36 protein-coding genes and 1 pseudogene are annotated in these 26,435 nt (G+C 65.7%); 1 reads left to right on the forward strand and 36 read right to left on the reverse strand.

Annotated elements, in window-relative coordinates:
- The 13 genes and pseudogenes from AWB94_RS30580 to AWB94_RS30635 all read right to left on the reverse strand — a co-directional run.
- Positions 1–2,972: pseudogene (locus tag AWB94_RS30580) on the reverse strand (hypothetical protein); the annotation flags it as partial.
- Between the two features lie 30 nt (positions 2,973–3,002).
- Positions 3,003–3,545 (reverse strand): hypothetical protein, encoded by a 543-nt coding sequence (locus AWB94_RS30585; protein WP_131805416.1) that lies wholly within the window; start codon positions 3,543–3,545, stop codon positions 3,003–3,005.
- A gap of 39 nt (positions 3,546–3,584) precedes the next feature.
- Entirely contained in the window at positions 3,585–3,869 is a 285-nt protein-coding gene (locus tag AWB94_RS34820; protein ID WP_131805417.1) for a hypothetical protein, read from the reverse strand.
- Complete coding sequence (locus AWB94_RS30590; RefSeq protein ID WP_062659570.1) at positions 3,862–4,119, reverse strand: hypothetical protein; 258 nt, start codon at positions 4,117–4,119, stop codon at positions 3,862–3,864. Before AWB94_RS30590 ends, AWB94_RS34820 begins: the two co-directional genes overlap by 8 nt.
- Positions 4,120–4,155: 36 nt before the next feature.
- Positions 4,156–4,515, reverse strand: a complete 360-nt coding sequence (locus AWB94_RS30595; protein WP_062659571.1) for a hypothetical protein — start codon at positions 4,513–4,515, stop codon at positions 4,156–4,158.
- Positions 4,516–4,747: 232 nt separating this feature from the next.
- On the reverse strand, positions 4,748–5,158 hold the full coding sequence (locus AWB94_RS30600) for a hypothetical protein (protein WP_062659572.1): 411 nt from the start codon (positions 5,156–5,158) through the stop codon (positions 4,748–4,750).
- On the reverse strand, positions 5,145–5,510 hold the full coding sequence (locus tag AWB94_RS30605) for a hypothetical protein (RefSeq protein WP_131805418.1): 366 nt from the start codon (positions 5,508–5,510) through the stop codon (positions 5,145–5,147). Before AWB94_RS30605 ends, AWB94_RS30600 begins: the two co-directional genes overlap by 14 nt.
- A 52-nt stretch (positions 5,511–5,562) precedes the next feature.
- Positions 5,563–6,105, reverse strand: coding sequence for a hypothetical protein (locus AWB94_RS30610; RefSeq protein ID WP_062659574.1), 543 nt, complete (start codon positions 6,103–6,105; stop codon positions 5,563–5,565).
- On the reverse strand, positions 6,105–6,869 hold the full coding sequence (locus tag AWB94_RS30615; RefSeq protein WP_062659575.1) for a hypothetical protein: 765 nt from the start codon (positions 6,867–6,869) through the stop codon (positions 6,105–6,107). The genes AWB94_RS30610 and AWB94_RS30615 overlap by 1 nt, the downstream gene beginning before the upstream one ends.
- A 90-nt stretch (positions 6,870–6,959) precedes the next feature.
- Complete coding sequence (locus tag AWB94_RS30620; RefSeq protein ID WP_062659576.1) at positions 6,960–8,066, reverse strand: hypothetical protein; 1,107 nt, start codon at positions 8,064–8,066, stop codon at positions 6,960–6,962.
- 84 nt (positions 8,067–8,150) lie between these two features.
- Positions 8,151–8,549, reverse strand: coding sequence for a hypothetical protein (locus AWB94_RS30625; RefSeq protein WP_084395496.1), 399 nt, complete (start codon positions 8,547–8,549; stop codon positions 8,151–8,153).
- A 14-nt stretch (positions 8,550–8,563) separates the two neighbouring features.
- A complete protein-coding gene (locus tag AWB94_RS30630) occupies positions 8,564–9,340 on the reverse strand; it encodes a hypothetical protein (protein WP_062659578.1) in 777 nt (258 codons plus the stop codon).
- 103 nt (positions 9,341–9,443) lie between these two features.
- A complete protein-coding gene (locus AWB94_RS30635) occupies positions 9,444–11,513 on the reverse strand; it encodes a major capsid protein (RefSeq protein ID WP_064961402.1) in 2,070 nt (689 codons plus the stop codon).
- 159 nt (positions 11,514–11,672) lie between these two features.
- Between AWB94_RS30635 and AWB94_RS34825 the strand changes: the two genes are divergently transcribed.
- Positions 11,673–12,170 (forward strand): hypothetical protein, encoded by a 498-nt coding sequence (locus tag AWB94_RS34825; protein ID WP_131805419.1) that lies wholly within the window; start codon positions 11,673–11,675, stop codon positions 12,168–12,170.
- 63 nt (positions 12,171–12,233) lie between these two features.
- Here AWB94_RS34825 and AWB94_RS30640 read toward each other — a convergent pair whose 3' ends face one another.
- From AWB94_RS30640 to AWB94_RS35370, 23 genes are all read right to left on the reverse strand, one after another.
- Positions 12,234–12,623, reverse strand: coding sequence for a hypothetical protein (locus tag AWB94_RS30640; protein ID WP_062659579.1), 390 nt, complete (start codon positions 12,621–12,623; stop codon positions 12,234–12,236).
- Between the two features lie 116 nt (positions 12,624–12,739).
- Positions 12,740–12,922, reverse strand: coding sequence for a DUF7196 family protein (locus AWB94_RS30645; protein WP_062659580.1), 183 nt, complete (start codon positions 12,920–12,922; stop codon positions 12,740–12,742).
- A gap of 2 nt (positions 12,923–12,924) precedes the next feature.
- Positions 12,925–15,159, reverse strand: coding sequence for a phage minor head protein (locus AWB94_RS30650; protein ID WP_062659581.1), 2,235 nt, complete (start codon positions 15,157–15,159; stop codon positions 12,925–12,927).
- Positions 15,159–17,069, reverse strand: a complete 1,911-nt coding sequence (locus tag AWB94_RS30655; protein WP_234811946.1) for a hypothetical protein — start codon at positions 17,067–17,069, stop codon at positions 15,159–15,161. Before AWB94_RS30655 ends, AWB94_RS30650 begins: the two co-directional genes overlap by 1 nt.
- Positions 17,070–17,096: 27 nt before the next feature.
- A complete protein-coding gene (locus tag AWB94_RS30660) occupies positions 17,097–17,444 on the reverse strand; it encodes a DUF1360 domain-containing protein (protein ID WP_062659582.1) in 348 nt (115 codons plus the stop codon).
- Positions 17,445–17,537: 93 nt separating this feature from the next.
- A complete protein-coding gene (locus AWB94_RS30665) occupies positions 17,538–18,125 on the reverse strand; it encodes a hypothetical protein (protein ID WP_085122573.1) in 588 nt (195 codons plus the stop codon).
- Positions 18,126–18,227: 102 nt separating this feature from the next.
- A complete protein-coding gene (locus tag AWB94_RS30670) occupies positions 18,228–18,506 on the reverse strand; it encodes a hypothetical protein (RefSeq protein WP_062659584.1) in 279 nt (92 codons plus the stop codon).
- A gap of 216 nt (positions 18,507–18,722) precedes the next feature.
- Positions 18,723–20,231, reverse strand: a complete 1,509-nt coding sequence (locus AWB94_RS30675; protein ID WP_084395497.1) for a terminase large subunit domain-containing protein — start codon at positions 20,229–20,231, stop codon at positions 18,723–18,725.
- Positions 20,232–20,265: 34 nt separating this feature from the next.
- Positions 20,266–20,679, reverse strand: coding sequence for a hypothetical protein (locus AWB94_RS30680; protein WP_064961406.1), 414 nt, complete (start codon positions 20,677–20,679; stop codon positions 20,266–20,268).
- A gap of 11 nt (positions 20,680–20,690) precedes the next feature.
- Entirely contained in the window at positions 20,691–20,900 is a 210-nt protein-coding gene (locus AWB94_RS30685) for a type II toxin-antitoxin system HicA family toxin (protein ID WP_062659586.1), read from the reverse strand.
- A gap of 70 nt (positions 20,901–20,970) precedes the next feature.
- Complete coding sequence (locus tag AWB94_RS30690) at positions 20,971–21,411, reverse strand: hypothetical protein (protein ID WP_062659587.1); 441 nt, start codon at positions 21,409–21,411, stop codon at positions 20,971–20,973.
- Positions 21,411–21,617, reverse strand: a complete 207-nt coding sequence (locus AWB94_RS30695; protein ID WP_131805421.1) for a hypothetical protein — start codon at positions 21,615–21,617, stop codon at positions 21,411–21,413. Before AWB94_RS30695 ends, AWB94_RS30690 begins: the two co-directional genes overlap by 1 nt.
- A gap of 179 nt (positions 21,618–21,796) precedes the next feature.
- Positions 21,797–21,931 (reverse strand): helix-turn-helix domain-containing protein, encoded by a 135-nt coding sequence (locus tag AWB94_RS35360; RefSeq protein ID WP_165605409.1) that lies wholly within the window; start codon positions 21,929–21,931, stop codon positions 21,797–21,799.
- A gap of 398 nt (positions 21,932–22,329) precedes the next feature.
- Complete coding sequence (locus tag AWB94_RS30705; RefSeq protein ID WP_165605410.1) at positions 22,330–22,893, reverse strand: recombinase family protein; 564 nt, start codon at positions 22,891–22,893, stop codon at positions 22,330–22,332.
- Between the two features lie 121 nt (positions 22,894–23,014).
- Complete coding sequence (locus tag AWB94_RS30710; RefSeq protein ID WP_062659591.1) at positions 23,015–23,275, reverse strand: hypothetical protein; 261 nt, start codon at positions 23,273–23,275, stop codon at positions 23,015–23,017.
- Positions 23,276–23,306: 31 nt separating this feature from the next.
- Positions 23,307–23,447: a hypothetical protein gene (locus AWB94_RS35365; RefSeq protein ID WP_165605411.1), complete on the reverse strand. Its 141-nt coding sequence runs from the start codon at positions 23,445–23,447 to the stop codon at positions 23,307–23,309.
- A gap of 91 nt (positions 23,448–23,538) precedes the next feature.
- Complete coding sequence (locus tag AWB94_RS30715) at positions 23,539–23,937, reverse strand: hypothetical protein (RefSeq protein ID WP_062659592.1); 399 nt, start codon at positions 23,935–23,937, stop codon at positions 23,539–23,541.
- Positions 23,934–24,443 carry a hypothetical protein gene (locus AWB94_RS30720; protein ID WP_062659593.1) on the reverse strand — a complete coding sequence of 170 codons (510 nt, stop codon included), beginning with the start codon at positions 24,441–24,443 and terminating at the stop codon, positions 23,934–23,936. Before AWB94_RS30720 ends, AWB94_RS30715 begins: the two co-directional genes overlap by 4 nt.
- Positions 24,444–24,574: 131 nt before the next feature.
- A complete protein-coding gene (locus AWB94_RS30725; protein WP_109762608.1) occupies positions 24,575–24,868 on the reverse strand; it encodes an FDXHR family putative zinc-binding protein in 294 nt (97 codons plus the stop codon).
- A complete protein-coding gene (locus AWB94_RS30730) occupies positions 24,865–25,116 on the reverse strand; it encodes a hypothetical protein (protein WP_062659594.1) in 252 nt (83 codons plus the stop codon). Before AWB94_RS30730 ends, AWB94_RS30725 begins: the two co-directional genes overlap by 4 nt.
- A gap of 270 nt (positions 25,117–25,386) precedes the next feature.
- Entirely contained in the window at positions 25,387–25,755 is a 369-nt protein-coding gene (locus AWB94_RS30735; RefSeq protein ID WP_062659595.1) for a hypothetical protein, read from the reverse strand.
- Between the two features lie 3 nt (positions 25,756–25,758).
- Entirely contained in the window at positions 25,759–26,112 is a 354-nt protein-coding gene (locus AWB94_RS30740) for a hypothetical protein (protein WP_085122579.1), read from the reverse strand.
- Positions 26,109–26,435, reverse strand: a 327-nt coding sequence (locus AWB94_RS35370) for an LOG family protein (protein ID WP_165766699.1), incomplete at its 5' end; no start/stop codon positions are given. The genes AWB94_RS30740 and AWB94_RS35370, both read right to left, overlap by 4 nt.

Below are 26,435 nucleotides of genomic sequence, written 5' to 3' on the forward strand. Positions count from 1 at the left end.
TTCCCGACCGGGCCCACCGCACCCAACGCGGCGCCGAGCGGGTTGCCTTTCTGATCGAACTCGGGGAAGAACGTGCGCGAGTCGCCGCCGAACCCGTTGATGATGCCGGCCAGGAACGTTTTGCCGATGTCCCCGCCGAAGGGCCGCACACCCGACCGGCCGGTGCCGGCGCCGAGCGGCCCATTCGACAGGGCGTCCACACCCGATGCTGTGTCCGACAGCGGCCCGGTGAGCTTCCCGACCAGGGCGTCCCGGATCTGCTGCAACAGGCCAATGACGGTGTTGTCCGATCCGATCGTGTCGGGAACGACACCGCCCGCGTCGAACCCGACGACACCGCCGCCGGCGTACCCGCGGCGCGAGATACCGGGACGGAAGAACGAGTTCACCCGGTACAGCCAGTTGGAGCCCAAGGCGCGCATCGCTTCGGGGATGAGGACCCCTTCGCCGCCGGACATCGGGACGAGCATGTTGTCCCGGCCGGGGCTGTAGCCGGGCAGGACACCGCCGGACGCGCGGCCGCTGGTCGCGCTGCCGGAAGATTGCCCACCGAACCCCGGGAACGCGGTCAGGGGGACGGTGACGTTCTGCGCCGCGCGCGCCCGGAACGCCGACAGCGCCGCATCGGCCTTCGACGTGTCTGCGGTGATGACCACCTGCCCGTCCGGCAGCTGCTGCGTCTTCAAGCCCACATCGGCGAGCTTCTGCAGCACCTCCGGGGTGTTGTCCTTCACCACCACCTGGCCGGTCGGCAGCTGCGTGACCGCATCGCCGACAGCCTTCACCGCCGCCTGGGCAACAGCGGCCTGGTCAGCGATCTTCTGGAACTGTGACGGGTCCAGGCCAGGCATCAGACCGGGTGTGGTGTTCTGGACTGGCGGGTTGTAGTTCGGCGCGTTACGGCCGGATGCGACGGGTGGGCCGCCGATCAGCGGGTTGACCGGTATGCCGTTCACCACGGGCAGTGATGGCGGCAGCGGCGTGTCCGCGGTGATCTGGTTCCCGGGGATCGGCACGAACGACGGCTTGAGTTCGATGCCCTGCCCCGGGTTGACGACGGGGTTGTCCTCGGCGTTCTGCCGGAGTTTGGATGCGAACGCGTCGAGGGCGCCGTGAGTGTTGTTGATGTCGTTGACGAATGCTTGGAGTCCGGCCGCTACAGTGCCGATGACGGTGCCCAGTAGTGCGCCGGGCGCGCCGCCGATCTCGGCGCCGATGAGGGTTCCGCCGCCGATGGTGGCGAGTGCCCCCGGGACGCTCGACGAGCCATCCGCGCCGTCGAGCAAGCCGCCCAGGAACAGGCCGCCGCCGACGAGTCCGCGGGTGCCGATGGTGCGGCCCGCGCCGCCCCGACCACCACCCCCTCCCCCGCCGCCGCCCAGCAGGCTATTGACCGTTGTCAGCTTCGTGATCAGAGAGTCCAAGCCCGACAACGTCTTGAATCCCAGGAAGGCTGTCACCGCCGTGTTGACGAGCCCGGGCATCGACGCGAGCGCCGACGTGAGCCCGGAGATCACCGGGAAGATCGTGTCGCCCCAGCGTTGGAAGGCGCCGAACGCGTCCCCGACGGTGGTGGCGATGTTCTTCAGGACCGGCAGCCAGTCGGCCAAGCGTTGCCGCGCGTCGGCGAAGAACGCGGTGAGCTTCTGTTGCCCCTCACCGGAGTTGAGGAAATCAGCGAGTCGTTGGCTGCCGGTCTCTAGCAGCTTCAGCAGGCCGCCGTCACCGCCGGCGGCTTTGGTGATCGCGGTGATCGACTTGCCTAGGTTGAGGAACGTGTTGCCGAGATTTGTTACCCCGGTGAGGCCTTCGTCGATCCACTTCGCCAGCCGGCCATCCTGATCGGCGGCGGTGATGAAGTTGGAGAACCGGGCGGCGACCCGGCCGAGCGCGTCAGCGAGCCGTGGGATCGCGTCGGAGCCGGCCGCCGCCAACGTCCCGATGCCTTTGACGAGCGGGTCGATCGCGGCGTTCGCCCGCTTCTGCCCCTCCGCGGTGTTCCCGAAGATGCGGTCCAACAGGCTGCCGGTGGAATCGGAGCCCGCGGTCGACAACAGCTGCTTGAGGGTGCCGTTCCACGCCTCGCTGATCCCGCCGAGGCCCTTGGTGACGTTCGGCATCCGCTTGGCGACGAGGTCGTCGAAGCCTTGCGAGATGCCGTCGAACATCTTCGCCTGCAAGCCTTTGGTGAGGTCTTTCAGGGGGCCTTGGGTGAATTTGGAGACGGACTTCGCCACGTTCTGCGCGGCTGGGTCCATGTCCTTCATCGCCTTGGTGGCTTTGTCGAGGTCGCCGTCGTTGAGGGCTTTGATGGCGTCGCCCATGCCTTTGAAGCCGAGGACGGCGGTGCCGATGGATGCGCCGGCGGTGGCCCAGATGCCGGGGATGACGGCGCCGGCTTGGGCGAGTTGTTGGACGGCGCCGACGAGGTTGGTGACGGCGAGGGTGGCGGCGGGTAGTGCGGAGGCGCCGAGGGCGATGCTGTTCAGGCCGACGGGCCCAGTGAGGAACCCGAGCACGCCACCACGGCCCCCGCCGCCTGATCCGCCGCCACCGCCGCGGCTCGTGGGCGGCGGGCCCTTCGGCGTCGGGGCTGCTGCCGCGGCCGCCTGGTTACGCGCCAGACGCCCGTACGCGCCAGCCAGCTTCTCCACCGCCACCGTCTGCGCGGTAATCGACGCCACCGACGGCATCGCCGTCTTGAACGCCTCAGCCGAGGCGGCGGCCTGCCGGTAGTTGTCGCCGACACTGTCGATGGATTTCGCCAAAGCGGCGACCGGGCCGGTCTGCTTGGCCGCCGCCCGGCCGATAGCGCTGAACTCGCGCTCAAGCCGCGACAGGTCACGCTCGGCGGCGTTCGACGACCGTCCGATGTCGCTGAGCGCGGTCTTGGCCTGCGCGGCGAGCTTGGCCAGCGCGTCGGCCCCGTCGATCGTCAGATCAAGGCGGATGGAGCCGACGGGCGTGGTCACCGCGTCAAGCTAGCCAGCCGGGGTGCTTGCTCAGCCCTTCACTTTGGCGAGTTCTTCGGCGTCCTTCTGGACCCGCTCGGCACCCAATTCCAGCACCTTCGACTGCAGTTCGTCCCATTCTTCGCCGGTGTATTCGGGGTCTTCGGGGTCCATGAGTCGGGCGATGACGCGTTCGCGGGAGGCTTCGGAGATGTGGGTGGTTTCGAAGTCGCGGACGAGTCGGGTTTGGAATTCGAGGCTGGTGGTGCCGGCGTGCGCGATGGCGTTGATCATGCCCTTGGAGGGGATTTTGATGGCGAGCTGGTCGCCTTTGAAGGTGACCCAGTCGTATTGCCAGCCGTCGGGGTGTTTCCAGTTGGCTTTCTCGGCGCGGAGCCACTGCCAGATTTTTTCGGCTTCGAGCCATTCGGCGACGGCGGCCTTGTCGACCTCAGCTTCGGGGGCGGGTTCGGCAGTAGCGGCCGGTGTGGGTTCAGGGGGAACGGCGGCGGCGGCAGCGGGCGCCGCAGTGACGACGACTTCAGCGGGGACAGCAGCAGTGGTGGTTTCCGGGGTTGTTTCCATGCGGGGCATGGTGCTTTGGTGGCGTGCAGCCCCGCCGATAAGACCGGCTTATGTAAACCTGGCTTCGGTTCGAACTAACCCTTTCGCGCGGAGGCAGGCGTCGCATCGGTCGGTCGGATGGCCGCCACAAGCGTGGATTTCCAGTGGCTCAAATCCGGCCGCCTCTGCTGCGGCGATCGCATAGAGATAGCCTTCCGCGAAAGCTTTCGACGCTTCACAGAACGGGCCGTCTTCGTGGCAGCAGCCAGCCTCGTTCATCTCGTGCCAATCCCCGATCAGGGAACGGCGGGCGTCGCGTACCGATGCTTTTGCCAGCTCAATGAAGCTACTCATAGGGGGCGTCGACCTCTTCTTTGGTCACGTCAATCTCTCCTTGTGTCAAGCTGGAATTAGGTGGGTAGTTTTGCTGCGGGCCCGGTCCAACGACCTCCACCTCTCCGAGTTCGCTCACTTCCGGAATGAAGGCGCGTACCACCCTGCGGAGGTAGTCACACGCCTGCTCGGCCATCTTCTGGCCTGGTGCGCTCACGCTGATGTACGTGCCGTCGCTCAGTTCCTGCTTGTACTGCCATACATTTGACATCTGTAACTCCCGCAGCTTGTTTATCCGACATCGGCGCTAAGGCAGCAGGGCCTGCACTGCTGCACGCGCTTTTCGGCGATGGATCAGTTGAGTGCGGTAGCTGAGTTCCCTCCATGACCACTTTTGCCCAGCTAGGTTTGAGTTGGCTATTGCCAGAGCGATCTGAATTTCAGTGCTCTCATCCATTGCAATTCCTTGCCCCGCTGATACGACACACTCGACATTCAGCGATCCCAACTCGTCGCCAATCTCGTTCGAGTGCAGGATCAGGAAGTCATCACCGCCACCAAGAAGGATGTTGTTCACGAGCCAGGATTGCGACTGCGCATCGCCCGGGGGGTAGTGATCTGCGTCCACCTCCAAGACAGCGACAATCCGCAACCTTTGTTTGCTCATCTCTGTTTCCTTTCGCCGATAACCGAGCGGAACGTAACCCGGCGACCCGACATCGGCGTGGTTTCACGGCGTGGTTTCACGGGCTCGGTTCAGGCGCGCACACCGGAATTGAGCGCACTTTGGGGAGCAGGCAAATCCTGCGCTCCGCTCAAAGTCGGGCGGCCACAGCGGGCGCACACCTCACCGCGCGGGACCACAACCGTTGTCAGATGCAGGCATCCCCACCGCGACATCAGCGCGCGGCTTCCTCGGCCGCGACCCGCTCCCCCGCATTCCGCAGAAACGGCCTGGCTTTCGTCCCCGGATGCCGCACCAACCGCGCAAACACCGTCCGGCCACCGACCTCGAACCGCAGCACCGCCGCATTCCGGGGCCGGATCACATGCGGGCGGGTGCCCTCGTGGACGTACAGGGCGTAGTCCGCGGTCGCGTGCACCGAACCAGTAACAGTGCGGGGCCCGACGGTGCGGATGTCACCTTCACCGATTGTGCGGCCCAGATTCCCGGTCTTGACGGGCACGTCCTGCTTCGCCTGGGTGGCGGTGCGCCGCTGCAGGCGCGCCATGCGGCGGCGGGCGTGGCCGACGATTTGCCGGTCGAATTCCGGCTCGTCGATGTGGAGGGTGAACCTAACCGACGCCATGTGTGTTGTCCCAGAGGGCGATCAGGTCGTCGCGGCCGTCGTCGTCGGTGAACGCAACACCCTGACTGGTGAGGAATGCTGCCCATTTCGCGCGGGAGGCATTGCGGGCCGGCGGATCAACCGGCTCCGGTTCGGGCTCCGGTTCGGGCTCGGGGGTGACCTCCAACAACGTCGTCGGATCAATCACCACCGGCGCCGGCAAAGACACCACATTCACCGGCTCAGCATCCAACGCCGCCACCGACTCATCCTCGACCGGCCCCGACACCAACACGTAGAAGCCGCGGCGGATCCGCTCCCGCACACCGCGTGAATACTCCACCGTCTTACGCTCACCCGTCGGTAAATCCACGCACGGCGTCTCACTGCCCTCAACCGTCACTCTCGCCATCACACTGCGCCCTTCACTCTTGAACCAGCTGAACGAAAATCGGGGCCGTCCACGCCCGCGCCTCACCCTCCGGGCCGATCGGCGCGACCGTATCCGTGGCCACTGCACGATCCTTCGACTTCAACCGGCACACGGCCACGGTCAGCGCGGTTTCGATGCGCCACGAATCGTCCAGGGAAATGAGTTCCTCGCTGGCGATGGCGTCCCAGTCGATGTACCGGGCTTCCATGGATGCGCACCGCGCCACCCCGATCTCCAACGCCACCACCGGGATCACGTCGACGGGCCGGCAGGGACCGTCGGATACCGACACCGCGGGGAACTGGCTCCGCTTCGCCCGGTAGCGGCTGATGAGCTGCACCCACACCAACGGACCCTCCCGGCAGTCGGTCACGAGACCGGGCGGGATGCCGGGGATTCCGTTGGCCAGGAACCGCACATCCTTGGTTCCTCCGCCTTCTGGTGGGCAGTCACTGTCGGGGTCGAATACCTCCCGGAGGACCTGGGTGACGACCTGGACGACGTGCAGTGCGGGGTCGGTGCAGGGGATGGGCATCAGAGTACTTCCGACGCGCAGGCGAGGCGGTGGGGGTTGACGGACATGATCCACCGGTCGATTTCGGGTAGGCCGGTGAAGCCGGCGGCGATGATCTTGGATGGGTCGAAGACGTGGCTGACGCCCTTCGCTGTGGTGGCCACCAGTGTTGGCGGAATCCGGCACTTGCTGCCGTCGCAGGCGAGGATGAATTCCTTGGCCAACAGCCCCGTCAGCCGGTCGACACCGGGCGGTACGGGAAGGCCGCGCTGGTAGTCCACGGACCAGGTGCCGGGTTCGCCGAGCGGACGCGCCAAATTCTGGCCGGGCCACACCGCGCCGTTGCGTCGGTACAGCACATCACCTTCCAGTACGTAGCTGGTCGGGTCGAGGGGCTGGCCGGCGACGGTGACGACGATCGGATCATCGACGGTGGGCGGGTAGACCGGTCCGGGTAGGTGGATGGTGGTGGCACTGGACATCCGGCACGCGCCTGCACAGGCACAGTCCAGCATGCCGGAGAATTGCTCGAATCCGTACCACTGCGCGGCGAGGTACCAGGACCAGGGCCAGCCTCGGGGTGGGCAGGGGCGCAGGCGGATTGGTTCGCCGCCGAATTGGCGGCCCGTCAAGGCCCAGAGGGTTTGGGTGGCGAGGTCTTCGGCGGCGTTGCGGGCGGCGAGCGCGTCGTCGTAGGTGGCCTGCTGCTCCTCGGTGGGCGCGTCCGGGAGGTCGGGCAGCTTGGGGAGGCATGTCCGGTCTATCGGCCAGGAGAACGACGTCACAGGGGCACACGGTAGGTCCGCAGGGTGCTCACCAACGCGGAGCGGGCCGCCCCCTTGTGAGGGACGGCCCGCTCTGCCAGTCGCGCGTGGTTACGCGGGATCGATGTGCAGGGTCGGCGTGGTGCCACCAGTCAGGTTGTTATCCCCGACCGTCACCGTCACCCCAGCAGGCGGGACGATGGTCACCGTGCCCGCCGGCAGGTTCGTGCCCGACGTGGTCCAATCCGACGCGCTATAGCCATCGTCCAGAGCCACCAGAGCGGTCTTCACATTCGCCGGCGTCGCGTTATACACGATCGTGCCCGTCTCATCGGCCGGCTTGTCCAGATACGAAACAGCCAACGAGAACGTGCCACCCGTCGGGGAGCCCGTGATCGTCAACTCCACACCCTCAGCCGAAGCCGGCTGATCCGGCGCCACATCCGCCGCCGCCTCATTCGCCGGGCCCGCGATGTAGTAATTCGGGGCCGTGAACACCGACTGAACAGCCAGCGGCACAAGACCATCCGTCTCAGCCGGCGGCGCAACAGGCGTCTTGAAGAACGTCACATGCCGCTTCTTACCCACCGGCGACAACAGCCGCCCCGGAGTGTTGTTCCCGTCGATACGGGCCACGTTGTACGGGCCGCGATGCCAGTACGGACCGGGGATCGTAATACCGGAGAAGCCCAACTCCGACGGGTTCTCCGAGATGGCGTAATCACCGGACGGAATCCACTCCGTACCGAAGAACAACCAGTAACCGAACTCGGCGCCGGTGCCCTCCACCGAGAAGATCGCATCCGACTCCGGCAGCGGGCACGACTCATCGGTCATCGCATCCGACCACACCTCGATCGCCACACCGCGCGTGTTGGACACGTCGGCGCCGTCGGCGAAACCGATCGGGGTGTCGTCGTAGTCGAGGATCTGCTCGTACCCGGCGATCAGGGAGTACAGGGCGGGGTCAGCGCCGCAGGTCTTGATGTCGATGTTGTACCGCTGGAATTCCGGCGGGGTCCGCTTCTTGAAGCAGTCCTTGCCCTCGGCGTTCTTCTGCGTCTTCTCCTCGGCGGCGGTGACGTCCGGCGAGAGGGTGACGGAGATGAATGCGTTGGTGACGATGCGGTTTGACGCCCCTTGGATGGGCTTGCCGCATGCGTCGATGGCGGTGGCGCGTAGTGCCTTGCCGAAGATGACGGGAATGGCGCCGCTCATGCCTGGCAGTCCTCCTGTGTTGGGCGCGTGGCGCCGTTCCGTTTCCGGGGTTGGTGCGGACGGTAATCAGGCATGGTGCAGTGCCTATCCGGTCTTCTGCGCGGCGCGGATGGCGTCGATCGCGGCTTGCTTGTTGGGTTCGCCGGTGGTGTCCAACGCCGGGGTGAGTTTGGCGGCGAAGTCGTCGATGGCCTTGCGGGACCAGTCCATATCCGGCTGACCGTCGTCGTAACCCTTCGCGTCCTTCGCGTTCTCCTCCGCCGGCGCCGGGGTGCCGTCGTCGAGAAGACCAGCCGCCCGCACAACCGACTCCGGCGCCGTATACGACCACGGCCGCGTCCGCTTCACCACCACACCAGGCGACAAACCAGCCGCAGCGACCGCCTCGAACAGCTTCGCCAACGACGGACCCCGCAGGCTCCCGTCCACGAATTCGATAGTGGCGACACCATCCTCGACACCCACCGCGATTCCCTCAGGCATCAGACCTGCTCCCCTCAACTGACCTCGACGGCAGCGACTGCCATCTCGTATGCGACGACCAGCGACCGCTCCGCGACCGCCAAGAACTCCTCCACATGAGTGCTCGGCGCATCCTGAACGGTGACCTCGCCGCGCCACCCGAACACCGGACTGGTCACGACCAACTTGTCGCCCAAGCCATCCACGTAGCCGCCGCCGAACACCCACTGATGCCCCAAAGGCGTGACGAGTTTCCCGTTCAGGTAACGGATCAAGCCCTTCGACGCGGCCGGGGACGCCCACTGCGCACCCGCATGAATCACGCCCAGCGTGTTGGTCTTCGCGACCGCCGCCTCCAACGCCCCCACCGCGGCGACGATGTCCGCCACCGCCGCAGCAGTTCCGGCGTCCGCCAGCAGCCGCGGCGCCAGGAACGTCTCCACCGCGTTCGGTTCCTGCAGGCGATGCACCTGCTGCGCCCGGGTACGCACCTCATCCTGCGACACCTTGCGTGTGTCGCAGCGGTCGGACGCCCACGTCGTCAACGGCAGGAACGTGTCCGGGAAATCCGGCCGCTCCCCGAGCTTCACGTCCGTCTGCGGATCCAGGTCAGCTTCTGCGACGCACCAATCCGCCTGCCACACACCGAACTGTGTCTCGCCGCCGTAGTTGAACACCCGAACGTCCACACCGGATGTCAGCCAGCGCAGCGGGCCCTGTTCGTCCTGCCACGCCACCGCATCCCACAGGCCGTTCGGTGCGGGGTTGACCAGCGGCGCATCGAACACCACCGGAGCGAAACCAGTTGTCATGCCGTCCCCTTCAAGCCGGGAAGGCGGGCGGCGTGAACCAACCCCGGATGGTTATCCACGCCGCCCGCCTCGTCCATTGCGACCTCTCAGCCGTCCCCTGCGGTTAGGAGACGACCACCGTCGGGCTGGTACCACCGGTCAGGCCGTTGGTTCCGACCTGCAGGTCACCCAGGCGGGCCGGGTAGGTCACCGTGACTGCGGTGGGCAGCGCGCCGCCGGCGGTCACGATGTCGCCTGCCGCGGTGACGTTGTCGTCGATCGCGGTCAGTGTGGTGTCCACGGTCGCCGCGGACGCGTTGTAGGCGATCGTCCCGGACGGTGTGCCGTTGGCGGAGAACTTCAGCGTGAAGTTGCCGCCCGTCGGGCCGCCGGTCGTGGTCACCGTCTTGGTCACGGTGTCCGCATACGGGCCGGAGCAGTCGATGCTCTCCCGCGCGCCGACAGCACCGTTGACGCACAACGGAACCCGGATCAGATGCGAAGACCCGACGTCCGACGGACGGATACCGACCTGGAACTCGTCCTCCACGAAGCCCAGCAGCTGCCGGTTCTTCGTCAGCATGTCGATGTCGTACATCGCGCCGACCGTCAGCACGTTGTCCAAGGCCCGCCAGAACGCGCCGGCCGGGAACAGCACCACATCCACGCTGCCCGGCCACCACGAGGTGTCGTAATGGCCCGGCTGCCTGGCGGTGAGGGACTGCCAGGTGCCCTCGTACTGCAGGTAGATGTCGCGGGAGGCGAGCCAGCGGTCCACGTCGGCGTCGGTGACGTCCAAGCCGTCGAGGCCGTCGCGGTTGGCCAGGTCGGCGCGCAGCACATCCCGGAACCAGATCGGGGCGATACCACCGATGGTGGTCTTTCGGGTCCGGATCTGAATGTTGCGGGCCCGCTGATGCAGGCCGTTCAGGATGCTGCCGGTCGCGCCCAGGACCGCGTCGGTCGGGACGACCTTCGCCGCGCTGGACAGGGCGAGCACCTTGATCAGCGACTTCGCCGAGATCCGCTGCTGATGCGCCACCAGGAACTCGTCGAGGAACTTCTTGATCAGCTCCGGCCACGCCCGCTTCTGCAGGATGCCCGCCTTGACGCCCCAACCGATCGCTTCCAACCGGTACTCGGTCATCTCGGGCGGGCAGGGCACCTCGACGATGGTCTTGATCGCGGTCGGCTGGCCTCCGCCGTCGACGGCCTCCAGTTGGGCCTCGGTGAAGTGGAACCCGGTCTGCAGGCTGGTGAAATCCGGTTCGGACGGGATGATGATGCCGCCACGCGGCAGGCTCATCCCGGGGAACGACAGCAGGCCGACGGCCGGCTGGGTCGGATCGAAGCCGTACTGCTGCTCGGACGGGGCGCACCAACCACCGGCTGCGACAAGTGCCTTCGCGTCTGCGGCTTGTCCGGCGAACTTGCCGCCGTTGATCTCGGCGGTGACCCGGTCGAGTTCGGCGAGGAATTCGTCGTGCGTCTCGTACACCTTGCCCTCGGGGCGCTGCATCGTCGCCAACACGGTGGGGACGCCGTCTCGCAGGCCGGTGAACTCGCCCTGGCCGTTGGCGATGCCCGCGGCGATCACGCTGGTGTCGACGGGCTTGCCGTCGTGCTGCGCGAAGTTCGGGGCGGTCGATGCGAGCAGGAACGGCTTGCGTACCTTCTCATCCACCTCAGGCTTCGGGGTGTCACCGGCCGGGGCGGCACCCTTGAACGACACCGGCGCCGCGGGCGCGGCAGCGGTCACAGCGGCCGGCGCGGCAGCCTCGGCGGTGGCCTGCTCAGCTTCAGCGACCACCTCAGCCACAGCCTCAGCGGGCACCTCGGCGGGTGCTTCCTCGGCCGGCTTCGCGGGCGCCTCGGGCTCCGGGGCGGGCTTCGGCTTCGTGGCGGCCTCAGCGGCGGCCAGCGCGGCGTCGAGGCGCTCAGCGGCGCCCTTCTCCTCCGCCTCGGCCGCGGTTGCGAGACCGTTGATCTCGCTGAAGTTGGCGGTCAGGTATTCCAGCCGCTCGATGTCGGCCTTGATCTGAGCCTTCTGCTCCGGGGTTTCGTCACCGGTGAGGGTGAACTCGCCGGCGGAGCGGCGGGCCTGGAAGACGTTGATTTCGGCCTTGGCCTGCTCTGCCAGGGCGGTGAGCTCGGCGGCGGTTTCGGGAAGCTGATCGGGGCGCGTGAACTTCACGGCGTGCTCCTGTTCTCGGTGAAGCGTTTTCGTTTCGGTCCGATCGCTCCCCGGCACATAGCGCAGATCAGGAACTCTCTGGCGCGCGACGGTAAACAGGGTGCGTGCATGCGCCTACCGCGAAAACGTCTGCACCCCAAAGCTCTAGCGTCATCGGCCATGCAGACAGCACAGAAGTACATCGACCGGTTCTTCGCGAAAACCCGCCTTGACCAGGCGAATTCATTCGACGGCAGCCCATGCATCATCTGGGCTGGTGCCACAGGAACTAAGAACGGCAACGGAAGATACTGGGACGGACAGAGACACTGGGTCGCGTCACAGTTCGCCTATGCGCTGCAACACGGAGAGATCCCCGCCGGGATGCGGGTGTGGAAGAACTGTGGAACCCAACTTTGCGTCAACCACCTCCACATGGAACTCATCACTGAGGCAGACGTTGGGCGCCGAGCAACGGATCGGTACGTTTCCCCGCCGACGTTCCGGTGCTGCGGGCGGGAGAAAACCCCGGAGAACAGTTACGGCGGGCCTGGCAGCTATCAGCGCCGCTGCAAACACTGCTGCCACAAATCTCAGAAGCAGTGGCGCAAGAAACCCGGCGTCCAAGACCGGATCAACGCCCAGCAACGCGCGCGCAAGAAACAGGCGGACAACTGAGTCAGGGGTATCGGCCTGCCGACGACTTATACCGAGACGGCAGGCCGATACAACCTGCCGCAGCTACTCGTCCTTGCCGAACGCCTGATCACGCGCCCGACGCAACACCCGAATCAGCTGATTGATCTCCGACCGGCGCATCGGCTCCGTGAAGACCGTCGCCGGATCATCAAACTCGCCCACAGGCGGCGCATCACTCCCAGTGAAACCCACCATCCCCGACAGGACTCCCGACTTCTCCTGCTCAGCCCGCCGAATCTTGTTCTGCTCGACAGCAGCCGCGCACGATGAGCAGTGCGAGTGGTCGGCGTGGACCGGAGACACATCAGCGTCCGGATCAATCCGGCCCCACACATGGCGGGTGAGACCCAGTTGGACGAGATCATCGTGACTAGACCAGTGGACCGACAATTCGGTGCCCGAGAAAACCTGGTCGGTGGCGGGGTACTGCACAACTTCTTTCGGCATGGCCGAATTTCCCTTCTGCGGGTAACAAGGGCGTCGCGCCCTGCCCACCATCGCGGCGAGCTACCGCAGAGCATCCGAAAGACAGGTGCAGGGCAACGCTCCTACGACTGCATAACCTGGTAGTAGGTGCCGCCGTGAACCAACGTGTGTTTCTTCGCCTCAATCGACGTATCGAACAAGTTCGGGTGCTCCGAACCATCCGGATACACGACCTTGAAACCGGCCACCACACCCTGCGACGTGGTCTGGCCGGCGCGGCGGCCGCCGCGGCATGCGCACGCCACGGTCAGTGCCCTCCACCTTCGCCCGGCGCGTGACCGGGCCGCGCGCCGGTCGCCTCCCGGTGCAGCGACGCGCACAGACCGGAGATTTCGTGGTCCGGCAACGGTTTCTGCCCGTTCTCCATGATCTTCGCGTTGATCAGCTTCCGGCACCGATCGAAGTCACCGCTGCGGCCCCAGCCGATCTTCGCTGCACCGGCCCCGCCGAGCCAGTACTTCTTGAACTGCGCCGGCATCTGCGACCCCGGCCCCACCGCAGCAACCAACTCCGCGCGCATCAACAACTCATCGACCTCATCGGCCGGGGTCGGCGGCGGCGGCGGGTCACCGACAGCTTCCTGCGCCGCGGTCAGAGCCGCATCCAGGCGGGCGGCGGCTTCGGCGCGTTCCCGTTCCTCGGCCATCATCTCCGCGAACGCCGCCTTCATGTCCTCGACCGAGGCCAGCACATGCGTTTGCGTCGGGGCGTGCCGCTGCGGGCCCAGCGACGCGACCAACGCCATCTCGCGGCCGTCGGGTCCGGTCTGCGCCGAGTAGATCGGGAAGCCGGGCGAGTTGACGGCGTGCGCGGCGATCATGTCGAGCGGGTAGCCGTCGCAGTCCCGCCAATCCCCCGACAACTGGGCTGTCATGCCCTGCTGGAACACCTCCGGATCAACACCCGGCGCCGGAACACCCGAAAACCAGATACCGAACCGGTCCTCACCCACCCGCACCAGACCGAACGCGGTCGTGACATCGTCGTAATGCGCCCGGGCTGCCGCCGCGGTCACACCGCTCTCCGTCGATGCGTGCCCGCCCTGCACCGTCAGCCGGCCCACGGACAGCTGCTTTCCGTTGTTGAGCGGCACCTGGGAGGTGTGGAAGTTGCGGTACCCGTTGCGGTTGCGGGGTGTGACGTCGCGGCCGCCGCGGATCACATGCCCCCACTCGGCCAGGTGCCCGTAGATGCGGCCGGTCTCGTTGTTCATCGTGGGTGCCGTCGGCCCGGTCAGTTTCGGGTCCTCGAACATGCGCGGGTCGTAGGTGCGCAGCCGGGGTTCGGCGGTGGCGGATGCGGCGGTGAGCGCGGTGATCGCCGACGCGAAGTCCGGCTCCGGCTCGTCGATCACGTCAGGCTCAACCACGTCGGTCATCACGTACTCCTCCACGTCGATGGACGCCACGCGCCCAACACCATCCGCTGTATCCCGCGCCCGCACATTCCCAGCGTCGCGCCGGCGCTGAATTTCCTCCGCCTGGGTGCGACCACCCCGGTTGACGGCGGTTGAGTCGCGGCCGTCGAGGCGCTCAGTGTGCCGGTCCACCTCAGTCGGCAGGGGCTCACCGGCGGCCAGTATCCCGAGTCGGCATCGGCAGTTGTAGACCTCTTCTGGTGGTCCTGTCGGATCGCCCGGGTACGCTAGTTCGGCGCCACCGACGGTGAACTTTGCGTCGATCGGTACGCGGGATCCGTCTGCGGCCCAGTGTGTTGCGCGTGTCTTGGCGTCGTTCGTCGCGATCCACGTCTTGTCCAACTGTTCGCCGAACTCGGTGTTCTGCTGCTGCGCGGCGGTGATCACCGCGTTGTTGAGCAGGCCGGCGGTCTGGTAGCTCTTGGTTTGGGCGATGCCGGTGAGGGTTTCGCCGGCGGGGTCGAGTGCCTGGGTGGCGGCTGCGCGCTGCTCCGTAACGGATGGTGCAGCGCCGGCAGGGGATTCGGCGGCCTGCACCGCGGCCTCGACTTTCGCCTGAACGACGGCGGGAATGTTGGCGGCTTCGACGCGCTGCGCCGCAACCACAGTATCGCGGGCCGCCGACAACCCCGGGTCCGCGTCGACCATGTCGGCGGCTTGCAGGATCTCCGCCGAGTTCATGTCGGTGACTGCGGCGTCGACGATCTTCAGGACTCGCTCGTCGTAGGCGGGGCCGGGAACGTCCGGCAGTTCCGGTAGCGGGATGCCGAGTGCGCGCATGGTTTCGATGACGGCGGCCGACCATAGCAGCGTGATACCGGCGATGATCACGACTTCGGTTGTGACGCCCCATGAGCCGGTGGCGGTCGTCGAGGACACGGCGGTGGTGTGCGGCGGTAGCGGTTCCTGGGGCTGCTGGTCGGCGGCCGCGGCGGTGAGCATTGTCGGTAGGACCGCGGCGCGCACGTCGGGTATCCACCTCGAGAGTGCTTCCCGATAGAGGTTTTCGACGGCTTGTTCGGCGAGGACGGTTCGGTCGAGCGCCTCACCCGGTGCCGGCCACATCAGGCGTCCACCACCGGCGACGTCAGCCGGCGCCGCGCCTGAGCTACCACCGACTTCCGCACATCATCAGCCGAAAACCCATACTTGGCTGCCAGATCATCCAGCCCCGAGTCGAATCCGGCAATCAGGCGACCCACCTCGGATTCGGCGACTGCAGGCAGCGACTGATGCCACTCGTGTGCCGGCCGGGCTGCCAGACGTGCCCGCTGATCGTGGTCATACGTCTTGACCCGACGCTTCCCCGCGAGGTCCAGCGCGCGAGTGAGGTAGGAGTCTGCGACGATATCCACGCCATCGCCGATCGCGGCCGTCACTGGCTTCCGCGGCGCCTGCCCCTCCGTATCCGGGACCTGCCCCTGCACCGGCACATACGGCGGTGGATCGCCGTGGTCTGTCGGGTCACCCGCCGGCGATAACGCCGGCTGCGGGGGTTCCGGGAAGTCGATCGACTGAATCTTGGGATCCAACAACGGCAACACATCCCGGATCACCTGCACGAACTCCGTCGGGTCAGCCTTCGCGACCTTGTCCCGCGCCAACTCCTGCAGCCCCTCCAACGTGGTGAGGTCGTAGCCGTCGTCCTCGGCCAGCCCGAGATACCGCAGCAGCGCAGAGTGTTTCAACGCGTTCGCGGCTTCGGCGTCCTTCGCCTCATCCGTCTTGTCCGGGTCCGCGGTGAGCGCTGACGCGTCGACGGTCAGCACATACTTGCTCGGGTCGATGCCCAGTTTGATGAGCATGCCGACGATCACGTTGCGGTAGATCGCCTGGCAGATCGTCTGCATGACGGGTTTGACGTGCAGGTTCACGTCCTGGTCGGCGAGCAGGTACCCGTTCCAGTGGTTCGTGTCGCCGAGGCCCAACAGTTGGTCGGGTTCCATGTCGATGCCGCGCGCGAACCGCAGGATCGCGGCCTCACGCTTCTTGAGTTCCATCTCCGACACGTCCTTGCCGAACGTGACGTGCTTGATCTTGTCGACATGCTCAGCGGGCACGGTGACGACGATCGGGGTGATCGCCGCATGCGACTGCGGGTCCTGCAGGCCAAGGTCATTGGCCTTCACGATCTGCGCCTGCACGGTCCGGCCGACCGGTTCCTGCCGCGGCCCAGTGTCCGGGTCCCCGCCTGGCTTCCCCGCGGACGTGGGGCCCTGAGCCGACGGCAGCGACGCCTCCGCCGGCAACGCCAGCAGACCGTTGTTGCCCAGCCGGGACCGGTCCGCGTTCTCCATCTTCGCGGTCGTGCGCACGATCTCGCGTAGCGGCGTCAGGTTCGATCGGACTGGGGATGTCGCCTCGGTGGGATCGTTGGGGTGGGGGTTCCACACCCGGAACATGCCGTCACCATTGGCGGGGTTGTACTCGTGCTGTGTCCCGTCGGGCAGGGTGAGTGTGAGCCCGTCGGGGTTCTTCTGTGAGCGTTTGATCTGCTTCTTGGATAGCGCTTCCCACCGCGCGACCTGCTTATCGGGCGGCCCGACCATCAGGATGGCCGTGTGGAACTCGCCGGGCACACCGAGGATCTGCACGGCGCGTTCGATGAACTCCGCCTGTCCGAGTGCGCCACCCGCAATGGAATGCACGATCGCCGCGAACTTCTCACCTTCGGTGTTCCCTTCGGTGATAGACCCGGTCGGTTGGCCTGTCCTCGGATCAATCTCGGAGGCAACCAGCTTCACGCGCTTGCACGACCGGGCGCGCCACCGCACATAGCATTCGAGTTCTCCGACGAGGTCGAATAGCTCCCAGGCTTCTTCCTGCCACTCGCGGCGCGGGCCGAGGGTGGTGGATTTGAACATGTCGGTCGCCGAGTTGATGGGGGCGGATGCGGCGACCAGCGCGGCCGGTGTCGGCACAGCAGCCGTCAGCGCGCGGCGACGAGCGTTACGCAATTCAGCTGGTGCGGCCACGGTGCGGGACGGTATCTGTGCTGGGTGTTAGTCCTTATCCCCGCCGCCTGTGGTCAGCCGCGCCCCAACCCCAACCAGGTGGGAGACGGCGAGCAGGATCAGCGGGCACCACCACAGCGGCCAGCCGATGATGACGACCGGGATCCACGCGGTGAAGATGCCCACCCAGATCGAAATGCACCACGGGCAGGCGGCGAACTCGTGCAGCGTCGCCCACCGCTCACGCTCTTTCATCGACCTGCCCTCGTCGCGTGCGCGGCGGAGCACCGCCAGGCGGAGTGGGTCGATGAGGGAGTCGGCGTTGACGAACTGTGTGACCCGCGCGGCGACGAGTGTGTAGATCACTAACACGAGTACGGCGTATCCGAGGTTCATGGGCCGGGACGGTAGGCGTGGTGGGTGCGAGCGCCTACGCCGTGAAAAATTCCCGATATTGGTTACGCACTGTGCGTAACACGCTATGTCTGATCAGGCAGAACGCTTTTTGTCTCGGTACCTAGCGAGCCTGATACGGCCGCACTCACGGCAGTATTCGCGGCCCCGCTTGTTGCGGTAGATGTTTCGTTCGATCTTCGGGCAGCCGCAGGCAAACTGCTCTACTCGCTTCCCTGGCTGCGTCTTTTGGACTCGAAGCACTTGGTCCCGTTGCGTCTTGAACCGCTCGGCTTCCTTGGCAGCTTGCGCGAGGGCGTGTTGGGTGGCGGCGCAGTCGATCTGGGACAGGCGGAGTTCCTTGGTGAGTTTCTCGATTTCCTCGTGCATCATCGTGCACAGGCTGGTCATGGGTTGAGAGCGGATGTCCCGGATCAGGCGGATGGAGCCGCCGATGCGTTCGGTGATTTCCTCAGCGGACCAGCCGGCCAACGTCAACCCGGCGACGATCCATGATCGGTCGGAGGGTTCGTAGTCGGTGAGGCGTTTCGGCCAGCGCGGCACGGTGAGCATGGCGGGCACGAGTTGGAGGTCGGGTTGCCATCGGGGGGCGGCTTTCCCGTCGGGCCGGTAACCGGGTCGGTCATTGTCGAGGTCAACCACTGCCAGATCAGCCAAGGTCACAGGGTGGAAGGTAAGACGCGGGGGTGATATCCCCGTTGTTTCACGCAATGTTTCACGGCGCGCACGGACGCCGAGAATCCGGTCTATGTCACGCTGGCCGAATTAACGGGCCACGCACAGCGGCGCTAGCGTGCCGTCGCTGAGAATGGCCAACTCCACCGCCATATCCTGAAAGCGATCCCACACATCAGTGCTTATGCCCTTGTCGAGCGCCAGCGAGAACGGGCACTCGCGCAGGTCGGGAACCTGCTGCTTACACACCCCCGAGTGCAGGATGTACACGGCCTGATCGGCCGATGCCGCCCGTCCGTAGTGGATGCTTGGGTGGCGAGGGGCCCCAACGATTTGCTCGATTTCGCCGCTTGGAACGTGGTCGGTCATTTCAACGTCTCCAGGGTCTTGATCAGCTCGGTCTTGCTCTCGATGACCTTCTGGGCGCGGTCACGGGTCAAGCACGGAAGGTATCCCGCCACTATGACACCGCCGATGTTTCACGGACGGTTTCACGGAATGTGAAAACCCGCCCTTGCATCCTCGGTGCACTGACGACGGTGAGGAACAGAGGGGCGGGTGTTTATGGGTCAGATCATAGCGCGGTCAGCCGACGCGTTGCCGCATCCAATCATCCAGCACCGTCACCGAACCCGCCGCCGCCTGCTTCCCAGCTGTTTCGGGAGGCCCAGCGATATCCCACACCTGCCCCGCCGAGCTGACCAACACATCATGCCCAACCACCCACGCCGCCAACCGGTCCGGCTGATGCTGCCCCGCCTGCCACGTAATAGCCGTCTCCTCGAACTTCGGGAACACCCCCGCCAACACCGCCGTACCCGTTTCGAGCGCCTGCAGCAGCGGACCGGACCGGGCGAGCGCATCACCCGGCCGCGGCTTGCCCTTCTCCGGCCACGTCGTCACCCGCACCGCGTGCCGCAAACGGCCGGCAGTTCGCGCGCGTTCGATCGCGTCCTTGACCATCCGCGAGTAGGTTTCGCGCGCCGAGTAGCCCTCCACCGCGATCTGCGAAGCCCCCACATCAGCCGCCAGCTGCACGGCCGCCGACGCCCACTGATCGGAGGTCATCTGCCCCGACTTGTCAGCGATCAACGCCACCACACCATCACGCGTCAACGACGATGCGACCAGCCCACACTCGTCACCCTTACCTGAATCGGCCGGGTCCACACTGACGACCGTCAGGACCGGATTCGCCGGGGCGCACGGCAACCGCCACGCCTCAAACCACGCCGCCTTCACCAACGAACCCGCCGGCGTCGACGGAACACCCATGTACTGCGCATACCACTGCCGCTCCCCCACCGTCCGCCGCTTATCCGCGAAATCCTCTGGTGTGAAACCCAACGCGGAAATCATCGCCACCCCCGGCGCTTTACCGAGCGCATCCGGGACACCCAACTCGCCGACCGCGGTCACATTCGTGCGCCGCCACCGCCCCGGATTCTGCTCCAACAACGAGCCCGCGATGTCCTCCTCATGCCAGCGAGTCATGACCAGCAGTTCAGATCCGCCCGGATGGACACGTGTCGACAGTGAGCCCTGGTATTCGTTGAGTACCCGCCGGCGATGAGCAGCCGAATCCGCCTCCGACGCACCACCGATCACGTCATCAAGCAGCAGCAGATCAGCGCCCTTACCGACGATGTTCGACGTGATACCCGCCGCCAACATGCCACCCTTACGCCCCTCCACCAGCCAGCGGCCGACCGCCGTCTTATCCGGCGAAATCCGATACCCGAGATAGTCGGCGTGCTCCATGATGATCTTTCGGGCCTTACCCGAGTGCTCCTTCGCGAGATCGTCGCCGTTGGAGATAATCATGATCTCCATATCCGGGTCGATCATGAACGCCCACACAGGCGTCCACACCGCCAACAGATTCGACTTCCCCGTCCGCGGCGGCGTGTTCACCATGTCCTTGCCGTTCGGCTCCCGCACAACACGGACCGCGATATCGTCGAGCAACGCGATCGTCGGCGTCACCACAAACTTCGGATCCAGACGCTTCGCCAACGCCGCCGGCGACGGCGGCCGCTCCCGACGACGCGCCGCCAGTAGGGCTGTGACACCGACCAGTGCGTGCAGTGACATGCCGCAGAGGGTGGCAGCGAGGGGTGAGACCCGGCTAGGAGGCGATCAACTGTTGGGCCCGCTGAAACGACACGCCGAGTACCTCGCCCACGTCGCGAACCGCTACCCCGCGCGCCGCTAACTCCCGCGCCAACTCCCGCGCTCCCTCCGCCGCTGCTGCCGCGGCCCGTTCAGCGGCCGCACGATCCGCGGCCACCTTCGCAGCGCGTTGGGTAACGTCCACCCCGTCAACGCACAGCGTGATGTCCACTGCGACATCAGATGGCGCCGAATCGGTCACTGTGCAGATGTAGTCGATCGCCTGACTTTTCACTTCACCGAGCCGGCGCGCCTGAGTAGTTCCCCCGATGTTGACCGCACCGCTGGGGGTGACGTAGCCGTCCAGTTCGGGCACGGTGACCATCCACCAGCGGTCGTCGCGGGTGACGGTGACCTTGTAGGTGTGCATGTCGCGCTCCTTCACTTGCAGTCGGTGTTGCAGGAGTCGATGGCGGTGTCAACCTGGCGGCGGATGCCGGGGCTGATGGTGCGGTGGCCCGTGTCCACGGAAACGCTGTAGCGGCCGTGCTGGCAGGTCCACACGGTGTGGCTGCCTTTGCCGGGACGGCTGGTGAACCCAGCCTTCTTGAGCTGCTTGACGATTTCGCGGGTGGGGGCCGGTGCGATCATAACTCTAGTCTAACGCACTAGACACTTTCCAGTCAAGTCGAGTAGACAAAAGTTCTAGCTGCTAGAAGGGTTAAGACGGCTCCACCCGCGTCACGCCGTCCACATCGGTGACCAAAGTCGGCGGATTCCGCAGCACCTCCACGAACACGCCCACGACAGACTCGGCGGTCGTCGTGTAATCGATCGACTCGTCATGGCAACGCTCGATCTCGGCCCGCACCAGCTCCACCAAGTGCCCCCGAAACAGCCCCTCACGGAGACCCATCTGAGCGCGCACTCGATCCGCCGCCAGCCTCTGGATCACGCCCTGAGCCGCCGACACCGAATCCGCGAACGCCTCTGCGCGCCGGGCGCCCAACGGATCCGACCCTGGCCGGACGTCGCCCTCGTCGACGCCCATCCGACGCAGCGCCGCCCGCTGCTCGTCCGTGAACCGCACCTCCGGCGCCGTCGTCGACCGAGGCATCTCACCCTGACCCGACACCGGGCCACCATCATCGAACACGCCCATCACGCACCACCCTTCCCAATGTCGTCAGGATGCTCCCGGTCACCGGGGCTCGTCATCGGCATAGCATCCGGAGTCGGCTGCGATTCCATCAACAAGTCAACCGCCACATACGTATCGCGGCAGTTGATCACCAAACCCACCGTGTTGATGGCATCAAACCCGGCATCGAACACCGCCGAATACCGGTCGAACCACTCGACAGTCACAAACGTTGCCCCGGGCCACCGCAACGACCCCCTCCCCGAAGCCAAGTCGCCGTCGTGAGTCACCACGTACAGGTGCCCATGCTCGTTACGACCCCGAGACTCGATACGCCACCACCGAGCATCAGGCAACCGCGCGGGGTCAGGACGCAACGCCGGGTACGGACTCACCACCTTGCTCATCACGCACCACCGTCGTCGTCCCGCAATGCCCGATACAACGTCGCCCGACCCACACCCAACGTCACCGCAATCCGCTCCACCGGCTCCCCCGCCTCCCGCAACACCCGCGCCTGCCACACAGCGTCTTCCGTCAACACACCATGCTCCCAACACCCATGGACACCACCCGGAACTGCCTGCAACCCTTCCGATTCGTCACGCTCACGACACACAACGACAACATGGTGCGGATCACCCATCGATTTACCGCAATGATGCGGGCCCTGACACACCTCCCGTCGATGCGACACCGGAGCATTCGGAGTGTGGGCCACATTGAACCGCGGCCGCTCAGACCGGATCGCTAACAACTCGGCCCTCGACAACTCCAACGGGCTCGCAAACCCGCGCTCCAACGTGATCGTCGCCGCCACCGAGTAGAACTCCGCCCCCTTCCGGTGGGCATCAAACCGCGCCCACGCCTGCACTGACTGGCCGATGTACAACAAGCCGCCGTCAGCGTCGAAGAACCGATACAACACCAAATCCGCTGTCACCGCTGACCATCCAAAACCCGGTAAATCGTCGGCCGCGAAACCCGATGCACCCGCGCCAACTCCGCCACCGTGTCCCCATTCGCATGCGCACGCCGAATCGCCTCCGCCTGCTCCGCATCAAACTTCGGCTTCGCACCCCCCAAATTCCCACCCCGCCGCCGAATCAACGCCCGCTTCGCCTCAGCCCGCTCATGCTTCAAATCCAGCTCATACTCAGCAATCGACGCCAAAATCGTCAGCACCATCCGCCCAGCCGCCGTCGCCGAATCCAACCCCTCAGTCAACGACCGCAACACCACACCCCGGTCACGCAGATCCTTGATCGTCGAAAGCATCTGCCACGCATCACGACCCAGCCGGTCCAGCTTCCACACCACCAACGTGTCACCATCCTCCAACGCGGCCAGGGCAGCTGCCAACTGCGGCCGATCACTGCGCTTCCCACTCATCTTCTCCGTGAAAATCGGATCACAACCAGCAACCCGCAACGCCTCCACCTGCTGCTCAGTCGTCTGCCGCGACGTCGACACCCGCGCATAACCAACCAACCTGCCGCTCACCACACCTCCAAAAAACCTGGAACACCAAAAAATTGATAGAAATTCGAGACCAGCCGGCGCCATGCGCGGGACCGGGGGTCGATACCGAAACCACTGGGGGATTCGGCACCGACCCCGCCGGTTAGTTGACGGGGACCAGCTCGGGATGTCCGTACCAGGCCTGGTCCCACTTGACGGCGAGTTGGCCGTCTCGGTAGAGGCCGGTCGCCACGCCTTGGGTGTTCGTAGGCCCGCACACGCGGTCACCATCTACACGGCAGTCCCAGTCGGGGTCGTCCTCCTGGATGGTCGGCGCGGCGTGTGCGGTGATGATGGCCGGGCCGATGGGGACGCCGATGGCGGCTCCGATCAGGATGCCGGCGGCCAGGGTGGTTTTGAGCATGGGAGTCCTTTCGTGGGGTGGTTGGGCCCGGTTAAACGGGTTCGATGGAGGAGCCGATGAGGCCCATAGCGTTGAGTTCGAGCTGGGCCTGGCGCGCTTCGGCGTAGGTGTCGTACAGCTCGGATTCGCCGCCGCAGGTGAGTTCCCAGGCGGCTGGTGTTGTGGTCTGCATGCCATCCACTTTACACGGTTGCGTTACATTGCGACAAGGGGTTATGCCCCACAATTGGAGGTGTAACAGAAGTCAAAGGTTCCGTTACACATCACTCGTCGTCGAGCGCTGCGATCGCCTTCGATGCGCGGGCCAGTACCTCGTCCGCCGGCATCGGCCCGTCGTCGCCCTCGTCGTCGGCGCCCTCGGCGAGCGCCTGTTCGATCCACGACGGCCCCGACTCCACCACCGTCTCGGGCTGTCGGCTCCGCATGACCGCCACCCACTCCAGCAGCTCCTCCACCGTGAGTCCGCCGGCGTGGAGGTATTGGCGGGTGATGTCGCGGTGCAGCTCCCAGAGTGGGTCGTGGGGTCCGTAGACGACGCCTACGGCTTCCCGGCATTTCGCCAATGTGGCGGCTTCGATTTCGGTGGGGGCGATGGTGCCGTCGGTGACGGCTGCGGCGATGTCCATCGCGGCGTCCATGAGTTGTTCGGGGGTTTGGGTCATGGTTCGCTCACGATCTCGGCGTCGATGATGGGCATGGGGTTCGGCTGCGGGGCGGGTAGCGCGGACTGCTTGGCCGCCAGGACTTGCCGCATCTGTTCGCGGGCGGCTTCGACGACCCCGGCCGCGGAGTGCTGCACGTTGACGTCGACTTTCTGTGTGACAGGCACGTTCAGCCCGCGGAGCGCGTCGTGCTTGGCCTGCGCACCGGCCGCGGCATCGAGGGCCATCACTGCCGTGTGTGGCTTGCCTTGGCGTTCTGCGATCTCGGCGACGGCGAAGCAGCGGGCGACGACGTTCAGGTAGGTGCCGGCGCTCATGGCGCGTGCCATGTCTTGTTCTTCGGCGGGCATGCGGGCGATGTGTTTTTGGACGGCTTTGAAGGCGGATGCGGGGCTGCCGTAGCCGATGGTGTTTGCGATGTCGTCGTATGTGCGGCCTGTGCAGCGGAGTTTGTAGGCGTTGGCTGCGCGTTGTTGGCTGTGTGCTCGGGGTCCGAGTTTGGTCATTTTGCCAGTTTGTGTTTTGTGGGTGCTGGTGGTTGTGGACTGCGGTCCGGTGATGCGGTTGCCTGTTTTGGGGGTGGGGGTTGTGCTGGGATGGCGATTGCTGCCGAATGGGTAGGAATCTGGGCGTGTTTCTACGCGTCTTGGGGTGACAGTGCCTGAGGGGTGGTTTCGTCGCTTATATCGGCGCTGTGTGGGTTTCGTCCGTCGTTGGGCCATCCCCAGCATGGGTAGGCGCGGCCGGCGTTGACGAGGCCGACTGTGGATGGGTCGACGCAGTGGCGTGTGCCTTGGGCGTGGTTGCCGTCTCGGTGTTTGTCGAATGCGCTGGTGGTGGTGAAGGTTTGGTGGCAGGCGCCGCAGTGGGCGGTGTTGAGTCCTCCCCAGCGGTTGGTGCAGCGGGCGCATCCGATGGTGGTGTTGGTCATGGTGTCTCCTCGGTGGTGGTGGGTTTGGTCCAGCCCATGACGTCGCGTAGGTGGTTCATGCCTCGTGTGGCTGCTTGGGCGTGGTTGGGTTGGTGGTCGCAGACGGTGGTGCCTCGGTAGCCGTCTCGGTCGCAGAGCGCACAGGCGTCGATGGCGCGCTGCTGGAGTTCGGCCTGGCTCGGCGTCAGGCTCGGGGTGGGTGTCGCGGCGGCAAGTTCGTCGGCCCAGGGGTCGGATGGATCGCGCATGGCGGGCACTTTCGGCTTGGTGGGTGCTATGGCCTGGAGGCGGGTGTGCCTGTGGATAAGTCGTTTCCGGTGTTGTGGGTGGCTGGTTTCTTGGCCTGGAGGGGGTGTGTGGTGCTGCCCCCCTGCGCGCGTTACTCAACGTAAGTACAGGATTTCAAGGTGAGTTGTTGTGAGTGCGTACGTGCGTACGTACGTGCATTGCTCGACTTGCAGAGCTTGGGGCATTGCATGGTGGGGGAATGCTTGGGGGAATGCTTGGAGCATCGGGTTTCATCGGTCGTGGAACTCTCTGCCGTTGCGTCGTTCCCACCGCGCGGCAGCGGCTTTTTTGGCCTTCTCGCTGCGCCTTAACGCTTCCTCGTTGGACAGTTGGTATTCGTCCCAGCCGTTGATTTGCCATCCTCCGGGGGCTGGGTTCCAGAGCCCTTCGGCGACGAGGCGTGTGGCGTCGTTTGGTGTCGCTCCGAAGACGCGTAGGGCGGCTTTCGGGACGAACCCGGCGAGGCCATGTCTGCCCGAATAGCACATGGATTGGACGTAGGCGACGATGGTTCGGTACTGCTTGTCCTCTTGGAGGTAGAGCAGTTTCGGGTTCTCGAAGAGGGTGGTTTCGAGGCGGATCCACTTGAGCCCGGACATGATTTAGAGGGCCTCCGCAGCATCGGCGGCGTCGAAGATTTCGTCGTCGCGTAGAGATTCGTGGACCGCGTTCATGGTCATCCATTCGATGGCAGTGGCGTATTGCAGCGCGCAGCCAGGGTCGGGGCAGTAACCGTTCATGCCGCAGGGGTCGCCATGGCGTTCGCACCACTTGACGCGTGGCTGCTCCCATAGGTGGTGTTCGACGATGTTCACGGGCCGGTCGTCGCCCACGTCGCCTCCGAGTGCGTGTGCGAGGTCGGCGCGGAGGGCGAGGACGTCGAGGTTGTGGCCGCGGTGGATGCGCGCCCATCCCTCGTCGTCGATGTAGTCGGTGGGGTACCGGTCAGCGCTCATCGGACTTCCACCCGTCCATCGGGGTAGCAGATGGCAACCGGCCGGCCGACTTGCATGGCGTACCGAACAGTCATCCAAGTGCCGGACCGCTGGGACTTGGGGTCGTCCTCAGGCGCGCCGGCCAGGGCGAGGAGTTCGTCGGTGGCGTCGACGATGTCGCGGTTGCGGTCCAGGTACGGTTTCGCGGGCAGCCAGAGCGCGCGACCGTCGTAGGGCATGCGGAGCGCGGCGTTGACGGGTGGGTGAACGACCAGGCGTCGGCCGTCGATGCCGTTGTCGATGGCGGCCTGGTGGCTGGCTGCGTCGCTGCCGATGCATGCGCC

Source organism: Mycolicibacterium canariasense, assembly GCF_002101555.1.
GTDB classification, from domain to species: domain Bacteria; phylum Actinomycetota; class Actinomycetes; order Mycobacteriales; family Mycobacteriaceae; genus Mycobacterium; species Mycobacterium canariasense.

Coding starts and splice junctions, on each gene's coding strand:
- AWB94_RS30585 (WP_131805416.1), bottom strand. CDS start 3,545: ATGCCCCGCATGGAAACAACCCCGGAAACCACCACTGCTGCTGTCCCC.
- AWB94_RS34820 (WP_131805417.1), bottom strand. CDS start 3,869: ATGAGTAGCTTCATTGAGCTGGCAAAAGCATCGGTACGCGACGCCCGC.
- AWB94_RS30590 (WP_062659570.1), bottom strand. CDS start 4,119: ATGTCAAATGTATGGCAGTACAAGCAGGAACTGAGCGACGGCACGTAC.
- AWB94_RS30595 (WP_062659571.1), bottom strand. CDS start 4,515: ATGAGCAAACAAAGGTTGCGGATTGTCGCTGTCTTGGAGGTGGACGCA.
- AWB94_RS30600 (WP_062659572.1), bottom strand. CDS start 5,158: ATGGCGTCGGTTAGGTTCACCCTCCACATCGACGAGCCGGAATTCGAC.
- AWB94_RS30610 (WP_062659574.1), bottom strand. CDS start 6,105: ATGCCCATCCCCTGCACCGACCCCGCACTGCACGTCGTCCAGGTCGTC.
- AWB94_RS30620 (WP_062659576.1), bottom strand. CDS start 8,066: ATGAGCGGCGCCATTCCCGTCATCTTCGGCAAGGCACTACGCGCCACC.
- AWB94_RS30625 (WP_084395496.1), bottom strand. CDS start 8,549: ATGCCTGAGGGAATCGCGGTGGGTGTCGAGGATGGTGTCGCCACTATC.
- AWB94_RS30630 (WP_062659578.1), bottom strand. CDS start 9,340: ATGACAACTGGTTTCGCTCCGGTGGTGTTCGATGCGCCGCTGGTCAAC.
- AWB94_RS34825 (WP_131805419.1), top strand. CDS start 11,673: ATGCAGACAGCACAGAAGTACATCGACCGGTTCTTCGCGAAAACCCGC.
- AWB94_RS30650 (WP_062659581.1), bottom strand. CDS start 15,159: ATGTGGCCGGCACCGGGTGAGGCGCTCGACCGAACCGTCCTCGCCGAA.
- AWB94_RS30660 (WP_062659582.1), bottom strand. CDS start 17,444: ATGAACCTCGGATACGCCGTACTCGTGTTAGTGATCTACACACTCGTC.
- AWB94_RS30670 (WP_062659584.1), bottom strand. CDS start 18,506: ATGACCGACCACGTTCCAAGCGGCGAAATCGAGCAAATCGTTGGGGCC.
- AWB94_RS30675 (WP_084395497.1), bottom strand. CDS start 20,231: ATGTCACTGCACGCACTGGTCGGTGTCACAGCCCTACTGGCGGCGCGT.
- AWB94_RS30680 (WP_064961406.1), bottom strand. CDS start 20,679: ATGCACACCTACAAGGTCACCGTCACCCGCGACGACCGCTGGTGGATG.
- AWB94_RS30685 (WP_062659586.1), bottom strand. CDS start 20,900: ATGATCGCACCGGCCCCCACCCGCGAAATCGTCAAGCAGCTCAAGAAG.
- AWB94_RS30690 (WP_062659587.1), bottom strand. CDS start 21,411: ATGGGCGTGTTCGATGATGGTGGCCCGGTGTCGGGTCAGGGTGAGATG.
- AWB94_RS30710 (WP_062659591.1), bottom strand. CDS start 23,275: ATGCTCAAAACCACCCTGGCCGCCGGCATCCTGATCGGAGCCGCCATC.
- AWB94_RS35365 (WP_165605411.1), bottom strand. CDS start 23,447: ATGCAGACCACAACACCAGCCGCCTGGGAACTCACCTGCGGCGGCGAA.
- AWB94_RS30715 (WP_062659592.1), bottom strand. CDS start 23,937: ATGACCCAAACCCCCGAACAACTCATGGACGCCGCGATGGACATCGCC.
- AWB94_RS30720 (WP_062659593.1), bottom strand. CDS start 24,443: ATGACCAAACTCGGACCCCGAGCACACAGCCAACAACGCGCAGCCAAC.
- AWB94_RS30725 (WP_109762608.1), bottom strand. CDS start 24,868: ATGACCAACACCACCATCGGATGCGCCCGCTGCACCAACCGCTGGGGA.
- AWB94_RS30730 (WP_062659594.1), bottom strand. CDS start 25,116: ATGCGCGATCCATCCGACCCCTGGGCCGACGAACTTGCCGCCGCGACA.
- AWB94_RS30735 (WP_062659595.1), bottom strand. CDS start 25,755: ATGTCCGGGCTCAAGTGGATCCGCCTCGAAACCACCCTCTTCGAGAAC.
- AWB94_RS30740 (WP_085122579.1), bottom strand. CDS start 26,112: ATGAGCGCTGACCGGTACCCCACCGACTACATCGACGACGAGGGATGG.